The 17,908-nt window shown below is 39.8% G+C and carries 14 protein-coding genes; 5 read left to right on the top strand and 9 right to left on the bottom strand.

All coding sequences use genetic code 11. The features are described from left to right. The first annotated feature begins 203 nt into the window (after positions 1–203). Entirely contained in the window at positions 204–1,568 is a 1,365-nt protein-coding gene (locus tag BME96_RS03130) for an alanine/glycine:cation symporter family protein (protein WP_019376979.1), read from the top strand. Positions 1,569–1,688: 120 nt separating this feature from the next. Here the strand turns inward: BME96_RS03130 and BME96_RS03125 are convergent, their stop codons facing one another. The 3 genes from BME96_RS03125 to BME96_RS03115 all read right to left on the bottom strand — a co-directional run bounded on the left by BME96_RS03125 (position 1,689) and on the right by BME96_RS03115 (position 4,910). Continuing rightward, positions 1,689–2,357 (bottom strand): SOS response-associated peptidase, encoded by a 669-nt coding sequence (locus tag BME96_RS03125; RefSeq protein ID WP_019376978.1) that lies wholly within the window; start codon positions 2,355–2,357, stop codon positions 1,689–1,691. Positions 2,358–2,380: 23 nt separating this feature from the next. Continuing rightward, the gene (locus BME96_RS03120; RefSeq protein WP_060680213.1) at positions 2,381–3,376 is read right to left on the bottom strand and encodes a glutaminase; all 996 of its coding nucleotides are present in this window, start codon (positions 3,374–3,376) and stop codon (positions 2,381–2,383) included. Between the two features lie 634 nt (positions 3,377–4,010). Continuing rightward, positions 4,011–4,910, bottom strand: a complete 900-nt coding sequence (locus BME96_RS03115) for a CAP domain-containing protein (RefSeq protein WP_019376894.1) — start codon at positions 4,908–4,910, stop codon at positions 4,011–4,013. 440 nt (positions 4,911–5,350) lie between these two features. Here BME96_RS03115 and mreBH point away from each other — a divergent pair, with 440 nt between their 5' ends. The 4 genes from mreBH (at position 5,351) to BME96_RS03095 (ending at position 10,665) form a co-directional block, all read left to right on the top strand. Further along, a complete protein-coding gene (gene mreBH / locus BME96_RS03110) occupies positions 5,351–6,358 on the top strand; it encodes a rod-share determining protein MreBH (protein WP_019376895.1) in 1,008 nt (335 codons plus the stop codon). Between the two features lie 439 nt (positions 6,359–6,797). Continuing rightward, a complete protein-coding gene (locus tag BME96_RS03105; protein ID WP_071648252.1) occupies positions 6,798–7,952 on the top strand; it encodes a CaiB/BaiF CoA transferase family protein in 1,155 nt (384 codons plus the stop codon). A gap of 19 nt (positions 7,953–7,971) precedes the next feature. Continuing rightward, the gene (locus BME96_RS03100; RefSeq protein ID WP_071648251.1) at positions 7,972–9,177 is read left to right on the top strand and encodes an acyl-CoA dehydrogenase family protein; all 1,206 of its coding nucleotides are present in this window, start codon (positions 7,972–7,974) and stop codon (positions 9,175–9,177) included. Between the two features lie 42 nt (positions 9,178–9,219). Next, a complete protein-coding gene (locus tag BME96_RS03095) occupies positions 9,220–10,665 on the top strand; it encodes an NAD-dependent succinate-semialdehyde dehydrogenase (protein WP_060680209.1) in 1,446 nt (481 codons plus the stop codon). A 399-nt stretch (positions 10,666–11,064) separates the two neighbouring features. On the opposite strand, the gene BME96_RS03090 is transcribed toward BME96_RS03095, so the two are convergent. From BME96_RS03090 to BME96_RS03065, 6 genes are all read right to left on the bottom strand, one after another. Beyond that, positions 11,065–11,382, bottom strand: coding sequence for a DUF3870 domain-containing protein (locus tag BME96_RS03090; protein WP_060680207.1), 318 nt, complete (start codon positions 11,380–11,382; stop codon positions 11,065–11,067). 12 nt (positions 11,383–11,394) lie between these two features. Next, complete coding sequence (locus BME96_RS03085; protein WP_060680205.1) at positions 11,395–12,156, bottom strand: IclR family transcriptional regulator; 762 nt, start codon at positions 12,154–12,156, stop codon at positions 11,395–11,397. A gap of 110 nt (positions 12,157–12,266) precedes the next feature. Continuing rightward, positions 12,267–13,439 carry a saccharopine dehydrogenase family protein gene (locus BME96_RS03080; RefSeq protein WP_071648250.1) on the bottom strand — a complete coding sequence of 391 codons (1,173 nt, stop codon included), beginning with the start codon at positions 13,437–13,439 and terminating at the stop codon, positions 12,267–12,269. Between the two features lie 75 nt (positions 13,440–13,514). After that, complete coding sequence (locus BME96_RS03075; RefSeq protein ID WP_060680203.1) at positions 13,515–15,011, bottom strand: aldehyde dehydrogenase family protein; 1,497 nt, start codon at positions 15,009–15,011, stop codon at positions 13,515–13,517. A 33-nt stretch (positions 15,012–15,044) separates the two neighbouring features. Continuing rightward, positions 15,045–16,727 (bottom strand): thiamine pyrophosphate-dependent enzyme, encoded by a 1,683-nt coding sequence (locus tag BME96_RS03070; RefSeq protein WP_172675281.1) that lies wholly within the window; start codon positions 16,725–16,727, stop codon positions 15,045–15,047. Beyond that, positions 16,697–17,878, bottom strand: a complete 1,182-nt coding sequence (locus BME96_RS03065; RefSeq protein WP_019376904.1) for an aminotransferase class I/II-fold pyridoxal phosphate-dependent enzyme — start codon at positions 17,876–17,878, stop codon at positions 16,697–16,699. Before BME96_RS03065 ends, BME96_RS03070 begins: the two co-directional genes overlap by 31 nt. Positions 17,879–17,908 lie beyond the last annotated feature (30 nt).

The following is a 17,908-nucleotide window of genomic DNA, read 5'->3' as shown; positions in this document are numbered from 1 at the left end:
TCTACCTCTATTATAATCATCTACTTACAAGATAAGCAAAAGATTTCGTCCTGTTTTTCAGTATGCGCCCCTTTTTCAACAATACTCAACTATCTCGGATTAATTTTTAAACTTTTTTTCAAAATCACTTGACATTTGAACTAAATTTTCGGAATATTTACTATAGATACAAAAAATAAAACGAAAGCAAAGGGGGAAAAAACATGAATGAAATTCTTGATGCAATCAGTGGCTTTGTATGGGGCCCGCCTACGTTAATTTTGATTGTGGGAACGGGCTTATATTTAACCTTTCGATTGGGCTTTTTGCAATTCAGAGTATTGCCTTATGCACTTAAGCTCGCTTTCAGTCCTTCCAAACAGGACAAAAAGTCAAAAGGGGACATCAGTCACTATCAGGCATTAACAACCGCAATGGCCGCAACAATAGGTACAGGTAATATTGTTGGTGTGGCAACAGCTGTTGTTTTAGGGGGGCCTGGGGCCGTATTTTGGATGTGGCTTTCTGCTTTATTTGGGATGGCAACAAAGTATGCAGAAGCAATTTTAGCTGTTAAATACAGAGTGACAAACAGTAAAGGTGAAATGTCTGGTGGTCCGATGTATTACTTGGAAAGAGGCTTGAAAGCTAAGTGGCTAGGCGTATTATTTGCTATATTTGGTGCATGTGCTGCCTTCGGTATAGGAAATATGGTTCAATCAAATTCCGTGTCTGATGCTTTAGAACGTTCTTTTAATATACCTGGATGGGCAACTGGTATTATTCTTACTGTCTTAGTTGGTTTAGTTATTCTTGGGGGTATTAAAAGTATCGGACGTGTAACAGCCTTCTTCGTTCCGATTATGGCTGCACTATACGTGCTTGGTGGATTAATTATTATCATTATGAATTTGGATATTGTACCAGCAGCGATTGGTTTAATCTTTTCTGATGCATTTACAGGTAGTGCACTTGGTGGCGGGATCTTAGGTACAGTTATTCGATACGGGGTTGCACGTGGTGTATTCTCCAATGAAGCTGGTTTAGGATCTGCTCCAATTGCCGCGGCTGCCGCAAAAACGGACTATCCTGGACGTCAGGCACTTGTTTCCATGACTCAGGTATTTATTGATACAATCATCGTTTGCTCTATTACTGGTATTACCATTGTTATGGCAAACATGTACGGTGGGGATCTTTCCGGCGGGGATTTAACTGCTGCCTCATTCGGTAAATTCCTCGGTGATTTCGGTGGCATGATTGTAACAATTGGAATTGTATTATTCGCATTCTCTACATTAGTTGGTTGGTCTTATTATGGAGAGAAATGCTTCGGTTACCTATTTAGCGAAAAAGCTATTCCTTATTATCGAATTGTATTTGTTGCAGCTGTATTCTACGGTGCAGTCGAAAAGCTAAGCGTGGTATGGGCAATCTCCGATATTATGAATGCGCTCATGGCCGCACCAAACTTAATTGGTCTACTTGGTCTTTCCGGTGTCGTTGTATACGAAACAAAGAAGTTCTTGAAAGTAGCCAAAGAAGAAAAAGAACAAGAGAAGGCGCAAAAAGCTGGAAGAAGTGCCTAGTTTTACTAAGAGATAAAGTACTGAAGTGTACTGGGGCTTTTCCCAGATCATAATAAAGCCACAAATTTCATATGTACTGACATTAAAAAAGTTGACCTGTTTTCATCTGGGTCAACTTTTTTATAAAAGTGGTTCAATACATACCGCATCATTATTTTTTGCTGAGTTAACGTGTGTTCCAACATCATATGCCGTAAGCTTCTCTGTAGACAGTGAAGCTAGAAATTGATGCGCCTCCGTCGGTGACTGCTTTTCAGGTTTTATCCATAAATCTTCTTTATCTTTTGGTAAAATAATTGGCATTCGATCATGAATATCCCTCATAAAATTGTCGGCATCCTTTGTTAAGATTGTACATGTATAAACCTCTTTATCTTGTGATTCCCATTTATCCCATAATCCTGCAAAAGAAAACAGCTGTCGATTGCTTGTACGAATGCGCTTAGGTTGTTTTTCCCCATTTGCCTTTTTCCATTCATAAAAACTGTCTGCAATAATCAAACATCTTTTTCTAGACATTAATCTTTTAAAGCTTGGTTTCTGATGTGCCGTCTCACTTCTTGCATTTATCATTTTATAACCAATTTTTTCATCCTCTGCCCAGGATGGAATAAGACCCCAACGAAGATAACCTGCCCGCTTTCTTCTCCCATCATGGATAATTGCCAGCACTTGTTGGCCTGGGGCAATATTATAGCTGGATTGATAGGATTCTATCCTGTCTTGCTCCAATTGGTATTCATTTAGTATTTGTACTTCCTCTGCAAGTAATGTGTAGCGACCACACATGGCAAACTCTCCTTAAATGAATTTTAAAAAATACTCAAATCCCATTGTTTGGCAATGTGACGTAATAGCTTTATGCCTGCATAGCTATTTCCTTTATCATCAAGAGCAGGGCCGTATACTCCAATGCCACAGCCATTTATAAACGGCAAATCTTCATCACGTACCCTTGGTGGTGCAAGGGCAACGATCCCCCCTGACACCCCACTTTTTGCTGGTATACCAACATATGCAGCAAATTTCCCTGAGGCATCATACATCCCACAAGTTAACATTAATGCCTTTGCCAGACGTGTTATTTTTCTTGGGATAAGTTCTTCACCAGTTTTCGGATCCTCTCCGTCATTCGCAAGCACCACGCCTATTTTAGCCAGATCATCTACCGTCACTTCAATAGAGCATTGTTTGAAATACGTTTCCAGAGTAATATTAAGATCCGATTCAAGAAACCCCGTTTCAAGCAAATAATAGCCTATTGCACGGTTCCGCATAGATGAATCTCTTTCTGATTCATACACCTCTACATTAAGGGCAGGTCTATAACCAAGGATTGTTTCCATTAAATCCAGAATAGGTTTTAATTTTTCATCTGATGTATTTCCCTCTAAAGTAGATGTCACTGTAATAGCTCCTGCATTAATTAAAGGATTAAATGGTTTTTGAACCTTCCTCATTTCAAGGTGCATAATAGAGTTAAATGCCTCTCCAGTAGGTTCTACATCAACTCGATCCAACATATAGGCAAGTCCCTTTTCCATACATGCGACAATAAAACTTAGTACTTTCGAGATACTTTGAATTGTAAAAGGAATTTCAGTATCTCCGGAGCGTACTTTCATTCCATCCTTACCAATAATAGATATTCCAAGATGATCCGGATTTGCTTCCTGCAAAATTGGTATATACGAAGCAACTTCTCCTTCGTCTGTTTGCTTACGGTAAAATGAAACCCAATCATCTACATAATTTTGCAACCATTCCTGGGTTTGTTCTGTATTCCAATTTGCTGCACCTTGCACCATTTAATCACCCCTTTATTATTATGTATGATCTCCATGAAACCTTTTTTGATTAGGAATAATGCTATTTGTCCTCTTCTATACAGTATTCAAATAAGAGGATGATTGTCAAACAACTCAGGCTGAGCAGTACTGTACTTTTCTTTTTATCCCTGTGCTTTGAAATATTTCCCTAAAATAGTCTACTTTAGTCCTTCGTCTTAGATATTCCCATTTCATTGTCTTATTTTATGCCAAAGATTATAACAAAACCTCTTTATAAAAAAGGTTCTACCGCAAATGTTGGGGTACAAACGTATTTTGTTCATTCATATTTGGAGGAAAATGCGAACTAAAGTAGTCACATTTTAAGGAAGTGGATGGACCCATTGATTTCTGCTGCAGGGGGACGCTTTCACACCTCCGGGTACAAGTGCGACATCTGTTCGTAACCTCACAGTGTCTTCTTTGCCGCCCGGCATGGATTCAGCCGCCCGCGGAAAGCGGAATATTTCCCCGTAGCGGTGATTTACGCAGCCTCTATATTCTTAGTTACGTCGCAGTTTATCTATTTTCCGAATCATTGAATAACCCCAATATATATTAGAACCATAAAAAAGAAGACTAGCAATTCCATGCCAGCCTTCTTTCTCAATTATTATTTACCAATAAATTGTTGTGTCCAGTGATTTCCTTGTTCTACATAACCGATACCAATGTGAGTATATTTGCTGCTTAGAATATTCGCACGGTGTCCTTCACTGTTCATCCAAGCATTTACAACTTCCTCAGGGGTACGTTGTCCTTTAGCAATATTCTCACCTGCTGCACGGTACGTAATACCGAATTGTTTCATCATATCAAATGGAGAACCATAGGTTGGGCTATTATGAGAAAAGTAGTTGTTTGCTGCCATGTCACGAGACTTTTCACGCGCTACCTTACTCAATTCAACATCCACTTTTAGTGGTGCCAAACCATTTTTTTCTCTTTCTTGATTTGTTAATTCAAATACTTCTTGCTCAAACTGACTCAATTGCTGTGATTGCGTTTGATTCGTTTGTTCTTCCTTCTTATCTGGTTGTGCTGGTTGTTTTACAGGCGCTTCTGGTTGCTTTGCTGGTTTTTCTTCTTTTTGAACTGGCTTGTCCTCTTTTACAGGAGCTTGTTCCTGCTTGGCAGGCTTTTCTTCTTTAACTGTATCTTCTTTATTTGATTCTTCTTTATTTGGTTTGTCTTCTTTTTGTACCGGTTTTTCCTCTTTCACTGGTTTTTCAGTGTTTCCTTCTGTTTCTGGTGCCTTTTCTTCTTTGTTTCCATTCATATTCCAATCAAAGTTCAACAAATTAATATTATAATTTTTAAGATACTTATCTAGAATACTATTCACTTGGTCTTTTGACATATTGTCCAAATTACCATTTATAGAATAGTAGATTTTATATGATGGAATCTGTGTTTGCTGCTCATTTGCTGAAGCATCCACAGTTTGTTGAAATGTCCCTCCGAATAATAATGCAGTAGATAATGCTGTTACTACGCCAAGTTTCTTAAACATGAAATGCACTCTCCTTTTGAGTTGTTTTGTTTGACAAAAACATCATACCATGCATTTTTTGTAATATTTGTGGTAGCTTTTCCCACAATCATTGTTTTGGGTCACTAGATTGAAAGATAACTAGCATAATCCTTGTAAAATAAGAAAGTAACCAAGAAATACAATTTGGTGATTGAGGAAGATTCTATGTAACCTGCCAAATATTTCAGCAAAAAGAATATTGACAGGCCTCTAAACAGACCTGTTATATTACAATAGGAAGGTTTTTGTAAACAAAATGTCACTTGATTTTTGGGGTAATATTAATATACGTTTATCTGTAATACTATTATTTTCATAAGTAATTACTAAACTATGACACTTCTGTTTCCACCCCCAAAAATTGAAATGATTTGTAGAATCATTATAGAAGAAAATTGTCAGCAATGGAGGACTTTATTATGTTATCAACTGCAGAAATAGGAATTGACCTTGGTACTGCTAATATACTTATATATTCAAAAACAAAAGGAATCGTTTTAAATGAGCCATCTGTAGTAGCTATTGATGTAAACACAAAACAAGTTGTGGCTGTAGGAGCAGAAGCAAAGGAAATGGTCGGCAAAACTCCTAAGAACATCATCCCAATACGTCCACTAAAAGATGGGGTAATAGCTGATTATGATGTAACTGCTCAAATGTTAAAAGAATTTTTGAAAAAAGTCAGCAAGAAAATGGGTATGTCTATGAGAAAACCTACCGTAGTTGTATGTACACCTTCTGGCAGTACTACTGTGGAACGTCGTGCTATTCATAATGCTGTATCAAGCTATGGCGCCAAACAGGTACACCTTATTGAGGAACCGGTCGCTGCTGCAATTGGGGCAGATTTACCTGTTGATGAACCAATCGCAAATGTAATCGTTGATATTGGGGGAGGTACTTCCGAAGTAGGGATTATATCTTTCGGTGGTGTCGTCTCTTGTAACTCTGTTCGAACCGGTGGAGATAAAATGGATGAAGAAATTATTCACCACATTCGAAAAAATTACAATATATTAATCGGCGAGCGTACTGCCGAAAATATAAAAATGGAAATCGGCCATGCCCATCCTAATCACCAAGAGGAAACAATGGAGATTCGCGGACGAGATATGGTTTCAGGACTTCCAAAAACAGTGACAATTACCTCGACAGAAATCTATACTGCATTAAAAGAATCATTGGAACAAATTTTGGAGACAGTACGTGCGACGTTGGAAAACTGTCCTCCTGAGCTAAGCGGAGATATTGTAGACCATGGGATCGTACTCACTGGAGGCGGATCCTTGTTAAATGGCATGCAGGAATGGCTTGCGAACGAAATAATCGTCCCTGTACATTTAGCACCTAACCCACTTGAATCCGTGGCGATCGGAACCGGCAGAGCACTCAAAATGATTACTAAACTGCAAAAAGCAACAAAATAGTAAAACCAGTAAAACCCCCTATCCCTTTAGTGATAGGGGTTTTACTTATGGCTCATTGAGTTCTTTCAATGGATCCCCAAAATAGATAATTTCTGTCTATTCAAACGTCGCTATGGCAATTTTATATATAATCGAGCATTAAGATTATCTCGCTCCGCTAAAAATACTTTACAGAGTTTGGAAAAAATGTTTATTTTTTAATTTTTCATTTACATATTATTCAGAATAAAGTATAATATATTTAAATCATGCCCCATAACGATTTACTCGTTTAAATCGCATGATACCATGACTTCTATTAACATTCTACTGCCTAATCTGTTCACAGTTCTACCCCAGAACTGCATCAACAGATAAAAGCCAGTTCAAATTGATTTACAGGTAAAACTGTAGTCTATTTGGATTGGCTTTTTTATTTTTCAAGGAAAGGAGTGAAAGTATGGCTGGCGCATTAAAACATATAAAGATTCTTGATTTATCTCGTGTCCTTGCAGGTCCCTATTGCACCATGATCCTCGGAGACATGGGAGCTGACGTTATAAAAGTAGAGGCTCCTGGCGGAAGTGATGAGACACGTAAATGGGGGCCTCCCTTCAAGAGTAATGTAAGCGCTTATTACTTATGTGCCAATCGAAATAAAAAGAGTATTACGTTGAATTTAAAAACTGAAGAAGGGGTTGCTGCTATTAAGGAACTAATAAAAGAGAGCGATGTAGTAATTAACAATTTTAAAACTGGTACTATGAAGCGATTAGGGCTTGACTATGACACACTTGCCAAAGTTAACCCGGCTATCGTATTTTGCTCCATAACTGGCTTTGGTGAAACAGGACCTTATAAAGATATGCCTGGCTATGATTTCATTATTCAAGCGATGAGCGGATTAATGAGTATAACTGGAGATAAGGAATCAGGTCCGCAAAAAATGGGGATAGCCATTACAGATATATTAACAGGCTTATATGCTTGTATTGGTATTCAAGGCGCCCTACTTGAAAGAACTGTATCTGGAAAAGGGCAAAAGCTCGATATCTCTCTTTACGATTCCGCTGTTAGCTCATTGGTAAATATCGGTAGTAATTATTTGATGTCCGAAGAAGTTCCTCAACCTTTAGGAAATCACCACGCAAACATTGTTCCATACCAAACGTTTAAAACATTGGACGGCGAAATGGTAATTGCTATTGGAAATGATACTCAATTTAAAGCATTCTGTTCTATTCTAAAAAAAGACGAATACAGTATGGATGACCGATTTCAAACAAACCCGGATCGCGTTGCCAATCGCGAGGTCCTAGTACCTTTACTACAGGAGGTACTCTTAACAAATACAACAGCACACTGGAAGCAGGAATGCCAGAAAAACAATATTCCATGTGGTCCTATCCAAAATTTAAAGGAAGTGGTAAAAGATCCACAACTCCAAGCAAGAAATATGTTCATAGATTGTAACCATCCCACCGCAGGGAAAGTCAAGATGATTGGAAGTCCGCTGAAATTCTCCAGGACTCCTGTATCAGTTAGGCATTATCCGCCAGATGCAGGCGAACATAATGAAGCTATTGTCGATAATCTTAAAGCCAAAAACCAATAAAAAGTAAGGAGAGATTTACATGGATTTTAATTTTTCCGAAGAACAAGTGATGTTAAGAAAAACAGTGAGAGATTTTACAGATAAAGAAATTATGCCATATATTGGCCATTGGGACAGGGAAGGTAAATTTGATCCTGCCATATTAACAAAGCTAGCCAACCTTGGTTTAATGGGTGTTTGTATTCCAGAAGAATATGGCGGCAGTGGAATGGATTATAATTCCCTGGCTATTGTTTGTGAGGAGTTGGAACGAGGAGATACCGCTTTTCGTACCGCCGTCTCTGTACACACTGGTTTAAACAGCATGACTTTATTGCAATGGGGCACGGAGGAACAGAAGCAAAAATATCTCGTTTCACAAGCAAAAGGCGAGAAAATTGGTGCATTTGGTTTAACAGAACCAGCTGCTGGATCAGACGTTTCGGCATTACAATCAACAGCACAAAAGCAAGGAGATTATTATATTTTAAATGGACAAAAAACCTGGATCTCTCTTTGTGATACCGCAGATCATTTTTTAGTTTTTGCCTATACCGGAGATCGAACAGAGAAGCATAAAGCGATTTCTGCATTTATTGTTGAACGTACATGGGATGGATTTTCCTCCAAAGCAACTAAAGGTAAATTGGGCATCCGAGCCGGAAATACAGGAGAATTATTTTTTGAAAATGTAAGAGTCCCTAAAGAAAATCTCCTTGGTAAAGAAGGAGAAGGTTTTAAAATAGCAATGGCCGCTCTTGATAACGGTCGTTTCACAGTAGCAGCCGGCGCTGTCGGACAAATCATGGCATGTTTGGAAGCCAGTGTGAAGTATTGCCAAGAAAGAGAGACTTTTGGAAAATCAATTGGAAAACACCAATTGGTCCAACAAATGATTGCTAATATGGAAGCAGGTCTGCAAATGAGCAGACTACTTGTTTATCGAGCAGGAGAACTCAAGAATGACGGAAAGCGAAATACGAGAGAGACTTCACTAGCAAAGTGGCAGGCATGTGATTTCGCCAATAAAGCTGCAGATGATGCTGTTCAGATTCATGGAGCTTACGGGTTTTCTGATGAATACCCTGTGGAACGATATTTGCGTAATTCCAAGGCCCCTGTTATTTATGAAGGGACACGAGAAATTCATACTGTAATGCAAGCAGAGTATGTGTTAGGTTATCGAAAAGATAAAGAGCTTAATCGAATGCTTCCTGCATGGGACCAATCCCAATTAATCAAATAAAAATTGTGCGTGCGACTAGTTTCTTAAAAGGGAGGCAGATTCATGATTACTAATTTCACAAAAAGTATTTTTATTAATGGAGAGTGGAGAGAAACAGGTTCTAAGGGAACAAATGAGATTTACAATCCAGCCACAATCGAACGCCTGACAGAGGTTGCAAATGGGGGAAAAGCTGAAACGGTAGAAGCAATCACATCCGCTTCCGAAGCGTTTCCTGACTGGAGTGAAAGAACAGGACGCGAGAGATCCCGGATACTCTATAAAGCATACCAGCTCATGATGGAGGATGCTGATCGTTTGGGGGAAATTTTAACACGTGAACAAGGAAAACCATTAAATGAGGCTGTAGGAGAAGTAAAAGGTGCTGCTAACTTTCTATTATGGTATGCGGAAGAAGCAAGCCGGGGATACGGTGAATGGATCCCCTCTTCTTCAAAAGAAAAACGATTGCTTGTCATTCCCCAGGCAGTTGGCGTGGTAGGTGCTATTACTCCATGGAATTTCCCATCTTCAATGATAACAAGAAAACTTGCACCTGCATTGGCTGCGGGTTGCACGGTAGTCCTGAAGCCCGCCCCGGAAACACCATTATCCGCTATCGAGATAATAAAAATATTCGAACGAGCAGGAATGCCTCCGGGTGTTGTTAATCTCGTGACTGGAGATGCAGAAGAAATCGGCAATGCATTACTTGTTGATAAGCGTGTCCGATTAATTACTTTCACAGGTTCTACAGAAATAGGTAAATATTTAATGAGAGAAAGTGCAGCAAATGTGAAGAAACTGTCCTTAGAGCTTGGCGGCCATGCTCCAAGCATTGTATTTGAAGACGCAGATATTGATAAAGCAACCACCCTTGTACTTGGGAGCAAATTCAGAAATAACGGGCAAACCTGTATTTGTACAAATCGATTATATGTCCATGAGTCGATTAAAACGTCTTTCACCAATTTGTTGAAGGAAAAAGCTTTAAAAATGAAAATTGGCTACGGAATGGAAAACGGGGTAGAACTGGGTCCACTAATTAATAGGGCAGCATTAGAGAAAGTAGGTTCACATGTGGAGGACGCTATTTTAAAAGGCAGTGAGATTATATGTGGGGGTAAGGCGTGGAATAGCAATTTAAATGGGCATTTCTATGAACCTACCATTCTTTCTAACGTGGAAGATGACATGAAAGTGATGAATGAAGAAACTTTTGGTCCAGTCATTCCTATTCAGTTCTTTACAGATGAGGCAGAAGTTCTTCAGAAGGCGAATAACACCGATTACGGCTTAGCTGCCTACATTTTCACAGAAAACACAAACCGTGCTATCCGGGTTTCCGAGAAATTAGACTATGGCATCGTTGGTGTAAATGACGTATTTCCTGCAGTCCCAGAAGCTCCATTTGGTGGGATAAAGCAATCTGGAATTGGCAAAGAAGGCGGGCACCATGGCATGGATGAATTTTTGGAGAAAAAATTTATCTCAATTGGAATGTCTTAAATAGAAAAAGCACAAGTGTCTGTTTAGCAAACTTACTAAATTTTAGCAGCGCCCCTATAATGGGTGTGCTGCTATTTTAAAAAATTATACCTGGCTTTCTTATTTGATATGTGGTGTCTCTCATTTGAATGGCCGTGTCTCTCATTTGGGACGCGGTTCTCTCATTTGAATGGCTGTGTCTCTCATACGGGACGCGGTTCTCTCATTTGAATGGCTGTGTCTCTCATACGGGACGCGGTTCTCTCATTTGAATGGCTGTGTCTCTCATATGGAACGCGGTTCTCTCATTTGAATGGCTGTGTCTCTCATTTGGGACGTGGTTCTCTCATTTGGATGGCTCTGGCTCTCATACGGGACGCGGTTCTCTCATTTGGCTAGCTCTGTCTCTCATATAGAAATTCACTCGTCGATCTGCTTATAGCTTTTATATTGCTTATACAAATCCTTTAAAGCGGAAGCTAATGCATTTCCAGCTTTTCCAAGGTAGCGAGCTTTAATTTCATCAACAGGCTTCTCGATTCCATCCTGTAGACTATATCCTCTGAGCAGGTGTTGAATAAAGTTTTTTCCATGTTCTGTTGCGAGTGTACAGTTTGCAGCTACAATTACTCCATATTTTTGATCTATTTCTGCTGTAATTGTCAGTGTTTCATAAATGCTTTTGGCTGCCATTCCTGATGGCAGGCGGGCATGCCCTGCAATAAAAACTGTATTCATATCCGCTCCTCCTTATCCTTTCCGGTAACCCAATTCCTCTGATATATATACAGCTGTTTGCGATGCTTTTTCTTTTAATTTATTTAAATTCTCACCTTCAAAATGGCTGGATAATCCACTAACCGCTAATGCGGCAATTACCTTATTGCTATAATCATAAATAGGATAGGAAATTCCAGTCGTATCTGCATCCTGTTCACCAATGCTATAAGAATAGCCCGTGTTCCTTATTGTTCTCAATTCTTCTCTAAGTTTTTCTACTGAAATTGGTTTATTTGTAATTGAACCAAGCTCTGATTTGCTTAGAATTTCGTCTTGTTTCTCTTTAGGTAAAAACGCCAATAAAAGCTTCGGACCAGATCCAGTATGTAATGGTGAACTTTTTCCAATCCGTGTGTATAATCGAAGTGCTCGGGTGCTTTCCACCTTTTCAATATAGGTAGCTTCCGAGCCATTTACAATAACTAAATGGATTACCTCATTAATTTCTTCAGCAAGCTGTTTCATAAATGGGAGAGCAATTCCTCTAACCTCTAAATTGTCAGAAACGAGTTGTCCTAATTCCAACAACTTCAAGCCTAAACGATATTTACTATCATGTTCTGTTTCCTTTGTCTTGTAGAGAAATCCGCTCACTTCCAATGCTGTTAACATTCGATAGGCAGTTGGTTTAGGTAATCGTGAGCGATCAGCTATGTCCTTTAATGTTAATTCCGGGTTTTCCTCTGTAAACAAGTCCAATAGTTTTAGTGCTTTGATTACACTTTGATTCATTATTAATCTCCTTGCTGTCATAATTAAATCGTAGAATAAAAGAAAAGGTCCCCCTACCTTTCGTAGTAGAGGGTTAACTATTTAATATATAATTATAAAATAATTTTTCTTTACATGCTAACTCTCGTCTTTTCCAGTTGTTCTGTTTCTATAATATTTACGCCCCGTTTAGCCATTTCTTTAATATATACTGCACCCGGCACGCATTTTTCCGGAGGGAAGACACCTTTTTTTGCGATCGTTCCATTTCCTATCATCTGTGCCACAACTGAAATCGTATTGGCAGTTGCGCGAGCCATTGCTGTAACCTGTGTATTACGATCTTTATATGTTGTCATTTCATATTGATATGTTGCCGGCATGCCCGTCTTTTCTCCTGAAATAACAGTGCGAAGCAATACAGCGTCATCTTTCTCGCCAAGTTCCACAATCGGATCAAGTACTTTTAATAATACTTCCCGTGGGTTTACCCTCTGACCTTTTACATCTACTTCATAATCCATACGAGTCAGATTCAAGTCGACAAGGAGCTTAAATTTCTGTGCATGGCCGGGATAGCGTATCGTTTTATATTCCAATGTTTCCAACTCCGGATAAGATATAGAAAGTGTTGATGTACCGCCGGAAGTATGAAAGGCTTCAAGAGGTCCAAACTTTTCAAAATGGATGGCCTCCACTTCACTCAATGAAGGTATTTCCTGTTTTATCCCATTTCGAATAATAAGAGAGGGATCTGTATAATGGTCAAACACACCTTCCATGGAGAATACATGATTATACTCTAATGGGGGTTCCGGGCGAACGGGAATACCTCCCACAAATAACTTAATGGAATCCAATTTTTCCAGTTTGCTTGCCCCATATCCTGATAAAATATTTATCATACCAGGCGCAACTCCGAGATCTGGGATTAAAGTTACCCCTGCTGTCTCAGCATCTTCCTTCATTGCAAGCACTTTGTCTGTCATATGACCAATATGCCCCCCCAGATCCACAGAGTTAACACCTACCTGTATAGCTGTCCGTGCAACAATTTCATTAAATGAATAAAACAGTGCATTGATAATCACGTCAAACTGACGCATATAATTGGCTAGCTCCTGCTCACTACTCGCATTCACTTGATATGCAGTTAACTTAGAAGAATTCAGTTGGTCACATACTTGTTGGGCCCTTGATAAATCAATATCTGCCAGACCTACTGCTGCCACACCTTCACTTGCTGCTAGATCCCGTGCTGCTTCCTTTCCCATTAAACCAGATCCTAATACACCTATTTTCATCCAACCACTCCCTGCAAAGAATAATATTTATAGAAATATATCTTTCAACAGCTTTTTTAACTCGTCGCCTCGTTATTATTCCACGTCAATTTGAGCACGTTGCAGCTTTCCACTGTAATCGACATAGACTGCTTTCCATTCCGTGAACACATCCAGCGCCTGTACTCCAGAATCACGATGTCCATTTCCAGTACCTTTTGTGCCACCAAATGGAAGGTGAATTTCCGCTCCAGTTGTTCCCGCATTAACGTAAACAATTCCCGTATCTAAATCACGTTGTGCTTTAAACACTCTATTTACATCCCCTGTGAAAATAGAACTGGATAGACCGTACGTAACCCCATTATTCACTTCTATTGCTTCTTCAAAGCTTTTAACCGGAATAAGAGATACGACAGGACCAAAGATCTCCTCTTGTGCTATTCTCATATCTGCGGTAGCATCCGTAAATAACGTAGGAGCAAAATAATTCCCTGCACGTTGCTCACCGTCGGTTATTTCATAGCCACCTGCCAACAATTTGGCCCCTTCATTCTTACCGATTTCAATATAGCTTTTTATCTTATCCAAGCCAGCTTTATTAATAATCGGGCCAACCTTATTGGATTCATCTAAGCCATTCCCAATAGTTAATTTTTCCATGGAAGCAAGCAATCGTTCTTCCAACGTTTCTTTTACTTTTTCATGTACGATAACTCGGCTGCATGCTGTACAACGTTGGCCACTTGTGCCAAATGCGCTCCATAGAATTCCTTCTACAGCCAAATCGATATCAGCGTCGTCCATTACAATTACCGCGTTTTTTCCACCCATTTCAAGAGATACCTTCTTTAACTGCTTCCCACATTCACCTGCTATATTACGACCTGTATCATTTGACCCTGTGAAGGATATAACACGTATGTCGTCATGATGCACCATTGCATCTCCTACGGTCGACCCTTTGCCAAAGACAACGTTAATAATACCTTTAGGTAGCCCAGCCTCTTCAAAAATCTTAGCCAATTCATATGCCATAATCGGAGTCTCCGTTGCAGGCTTCCAAACTACTGCATTCCCCGCAACAATTGCCGGGAATGACTTCCATGTAGCAATCGCAATTGGAAAATTCCATGGGGTGATAATACCTACAACACCTACTGGACAACGCTGGCTCATCGCAAATTTATCTTTTAACTCTGCTGGTGTTGTTTGACCGAATAAGCGGCGTCCTTCTCCTGCCATGTAAAAAGCCATATCGATTCCCTCTTGAACTTCGCCACGTGCTTCTTCGATTACTTTTCCATTTTCCATCGTTAAAAGCTGGGAAAGTCTTTCTTTACGCTCCTTCATAATATATCCAACCTGGTAAAGTACCTCTGCTCGCTGTGGTGCCGGAACCAATGCCCATTCCTTCTGCGCTTTTTTCGCTGCAGCTACTGCTTGTTCCACACTATCAGCTTCGGAAAGAGGAACCTGAACAACTTCTTCTCCTGTTGCCGGATTGATAACAGAAGTAGATTCATTTACTTCCACCCATTCACCATTAATGTAATTTGCTAGTTTTTCTGTTTGTAGTGATACTGTCTCCATGCTTATACCTCCTATAAATACTATTAAATTTAACTATTTCATTGCACGTTTACGTAGTTCAGTAATCGTGGATGAAACAGATATTTGCTCTTTTTCTGTTACAATTTCTATAAGTACCGGATTGAATCCTTGTAAAGCTTGCTCAAAAGCTGTTTCAAATTCTTCCAGCGTTGTTACTTTGAAGCCGCTCACACCCAAACTTTGAGCAAAGTCTACAAAGGAAACTTCCCCTAAATCTGTTGCCATTACCTTTCCCGGATAATGCATTTCCTGATGCATACGGATCGTACCATACATTTTATTATTAAATACGAGACATATGACAGGTATCTTGTATCTGACTGCTGTTTCCAGCTCCTGGCCAGTCATCATAAAACCTCCATCTCCAGACAGAGAAACAACCGTTTTCTCCGGGAAAGCAAGCTGTGCTCCAAGAGCTGCTGGCATCCCATAACCCATGGCTCCGGAGGTCGGACCTACATACGTATGTGCCTTTCGAAAAGGATAAAAGGCATGCAACCAGCCTGCAAAATTCCCTGCATCATTTGTCAATAATGCATCTTCAGGCAGTTTTTCTTTTAGTACGGCGATTATATTTTTATTAAGCACTTCTTCGGGTTTTTTTTCTAAATAACTAACTTCTTGGAATGCATTTCTTCGATGTTCCGCCCACTTTTTCCATTTCGTTTTGATCTCTATTATCATAAGTGCTTGTAATGCCTCATTAAGATCCGCCACCACCCCTATTTCCGGTGGATACACTTTTCCGAGAGTTTGAAAATCTATATCTATGTGTATAAGCTTTTTCTCGCTAGTTATAATGGAATAATCTTGGGTAGTTACTTCGGACAGCCTTGTTCCCAAAGCAATAATGACGTCAGCTTCAGCCACTGTATCAATTACTTCTTTTCCTGTACCCAGTCCCAGGTGACCTACATACAGGCTATGGTCATTTGGAAATACATCCTGCCTGCGAAAAGCAGCAATGACAGGTAGGGAGTATTTCTCAGCAAATTCTATTAATTTATTTTCCGCACGCGCCCCCTTTACTCCCCCTCCTGCGATAATAATTGGTTTCTCTGCAGCTTGTAATTCGCTCTCTATTTGTTTTATTTCAATCTGGGACGGAGCTGGCTTTGGAACTGGAGCAACTGGGCCAAATTGCATTTCAGCTTCTTTAACTAATACGTCTTCAGGCAGGGAAACGATCACCGGCCCGGGTCTTCCTGAATGAGCTATTCGAAATGCACGCTGGATAATTTCAGGAGTTCTTTCTGCATCAGTCAATTCTACCGACCACTTAGCAATCTCTTGAAAGTAGTTTTCCAGATTAACCTCCTGAAAACCTTCCCTCCCCCTGAATTTACTATGCACCTGCCCAAGAAAAACAACCATTGGTGTTGAGTCTTGGTATGCTGTGTGCACTCCAATAGATAGATTTGCTGCACCGACTCCTCTTGTGGCAAAGACAACTCCAGCCTTTAGTTTGGATTTAGCATACCCCTCTGCCATAAAGGAAGCTCCCCCCTCATGCCTTGCAGAGATAACTTGAATGGAAGGTTGGTCATACAATGCATCAAGCACAGGTAAATAACTTTCTCCTGGGACACAAAACACATTTTCTACCTCATGTCTTTTCAGGCATTCTACAATTGCTTGTGCTGCATTCATTCTCTTTATTTCTTTCAAGCCTTGCTCGCCCCCTTTTCCTTCCATTCCTTTAACCGAAGAATAACCTCTTCCAACCTTGATTCATCCACAGTTAAAGCAATTCGCACAAATCCTTCTCCTGATGGGCCAAAGGCCGTACCAGGTGTCAGGATAATCCCCAATTCTTCCAGCATTTGATCTGCAAACTTCATAGAAGTGTAGCCTTCGGGTACTTGCGCCCAAAGAAAGATCGTACCCTTAGGCTTTTCTGTATGAAGTCCTAATTCATTTAAGACAGGTTGCAGTTTTTCCATCCTTTTCTCATACACATTGTTATTAGCAGCAACAGTAGAAAAGTCACTTCGTAAAGCTTCTACTGCTGCCTTTTGAATGGGGATAAATTGGCATGTATCAATATTGCTCTTTAACGTGGCAAGCGCCTGAATAACTTCCTTATTCCCAACCACATAGCCAATCCTCCAACCAGTCATATTGAAGCTTTTGGAGAGAGAGCCAAATTCCACGGCAAAATTTTTCGCATTTGGAGCTTGCAGGATGCTGGGCGAACGGTAATTACCAAATGTAATGAGATCATAGGCGGCATCATTGACTACTAATAGGTTATACTTTTCAGCAAATGTAATCGCTTCCAAAAATACCGATGGATTTGCTGTAGCAGTTGTCGGATTACTTGGGTAATTTAAGAAAAGCAGTTTAGATTTTTCCGCGTCCTTTGATGATATTTTTTCAAACTGAGGTAAAAATCCATTTTCTTTTTTCAAAGGAAAGTGGATAACTTCTCCCCCTGCCAAATGAACAGCGTTACGATAGACCGGGTAACCAGGATCGGGAATTAGTACAGAGTCTCCAGGATTTATAACAGCTTGAACCAAATTAGCAATCCCTTCCTTTGACCCTATTAGCGCAAGCACTTCCGTTTCGGGATTTAGCCTCACATTGTATTGTTTTTTATAAAATGAGGCAACCGCTTCTTTAAATTCATCACATCCACTATAAGTGGAGTACCTATGGTTTGCGGGATATTTTGCTTCCTCAATTAACTTTTCATAAACAAATGGTGGTGCAGCTAAGTCAGGTGCTCCTATTCCAAGATCAATTACGTCCATACCTTCTTCTTGAAGCTTTTTCTTTTTTGCCTGAAACTCTGAGAACAAGTACGGAGGTAAACTCATTACCTTCTCTGAAACAAAGCTCATTTCCCATCCCCCTGCATTTCATTTATTAAA

Source organism: Virgibacillus halodenitrificans (assembly GCF_001878675.1).
In the GTDB taxonomy this organism is placed as follows: Bacteria; Bacillota; Bacilli; order Bacillales; family Amphibacillaceae; genus Virgibacillus_Q; species Virgibacillus_Q halodenitrificans.
Note: the sequence above shows the minus strand (reverse complement) of the source record. Positions and strands in the feature narration are given on the sequence as shown.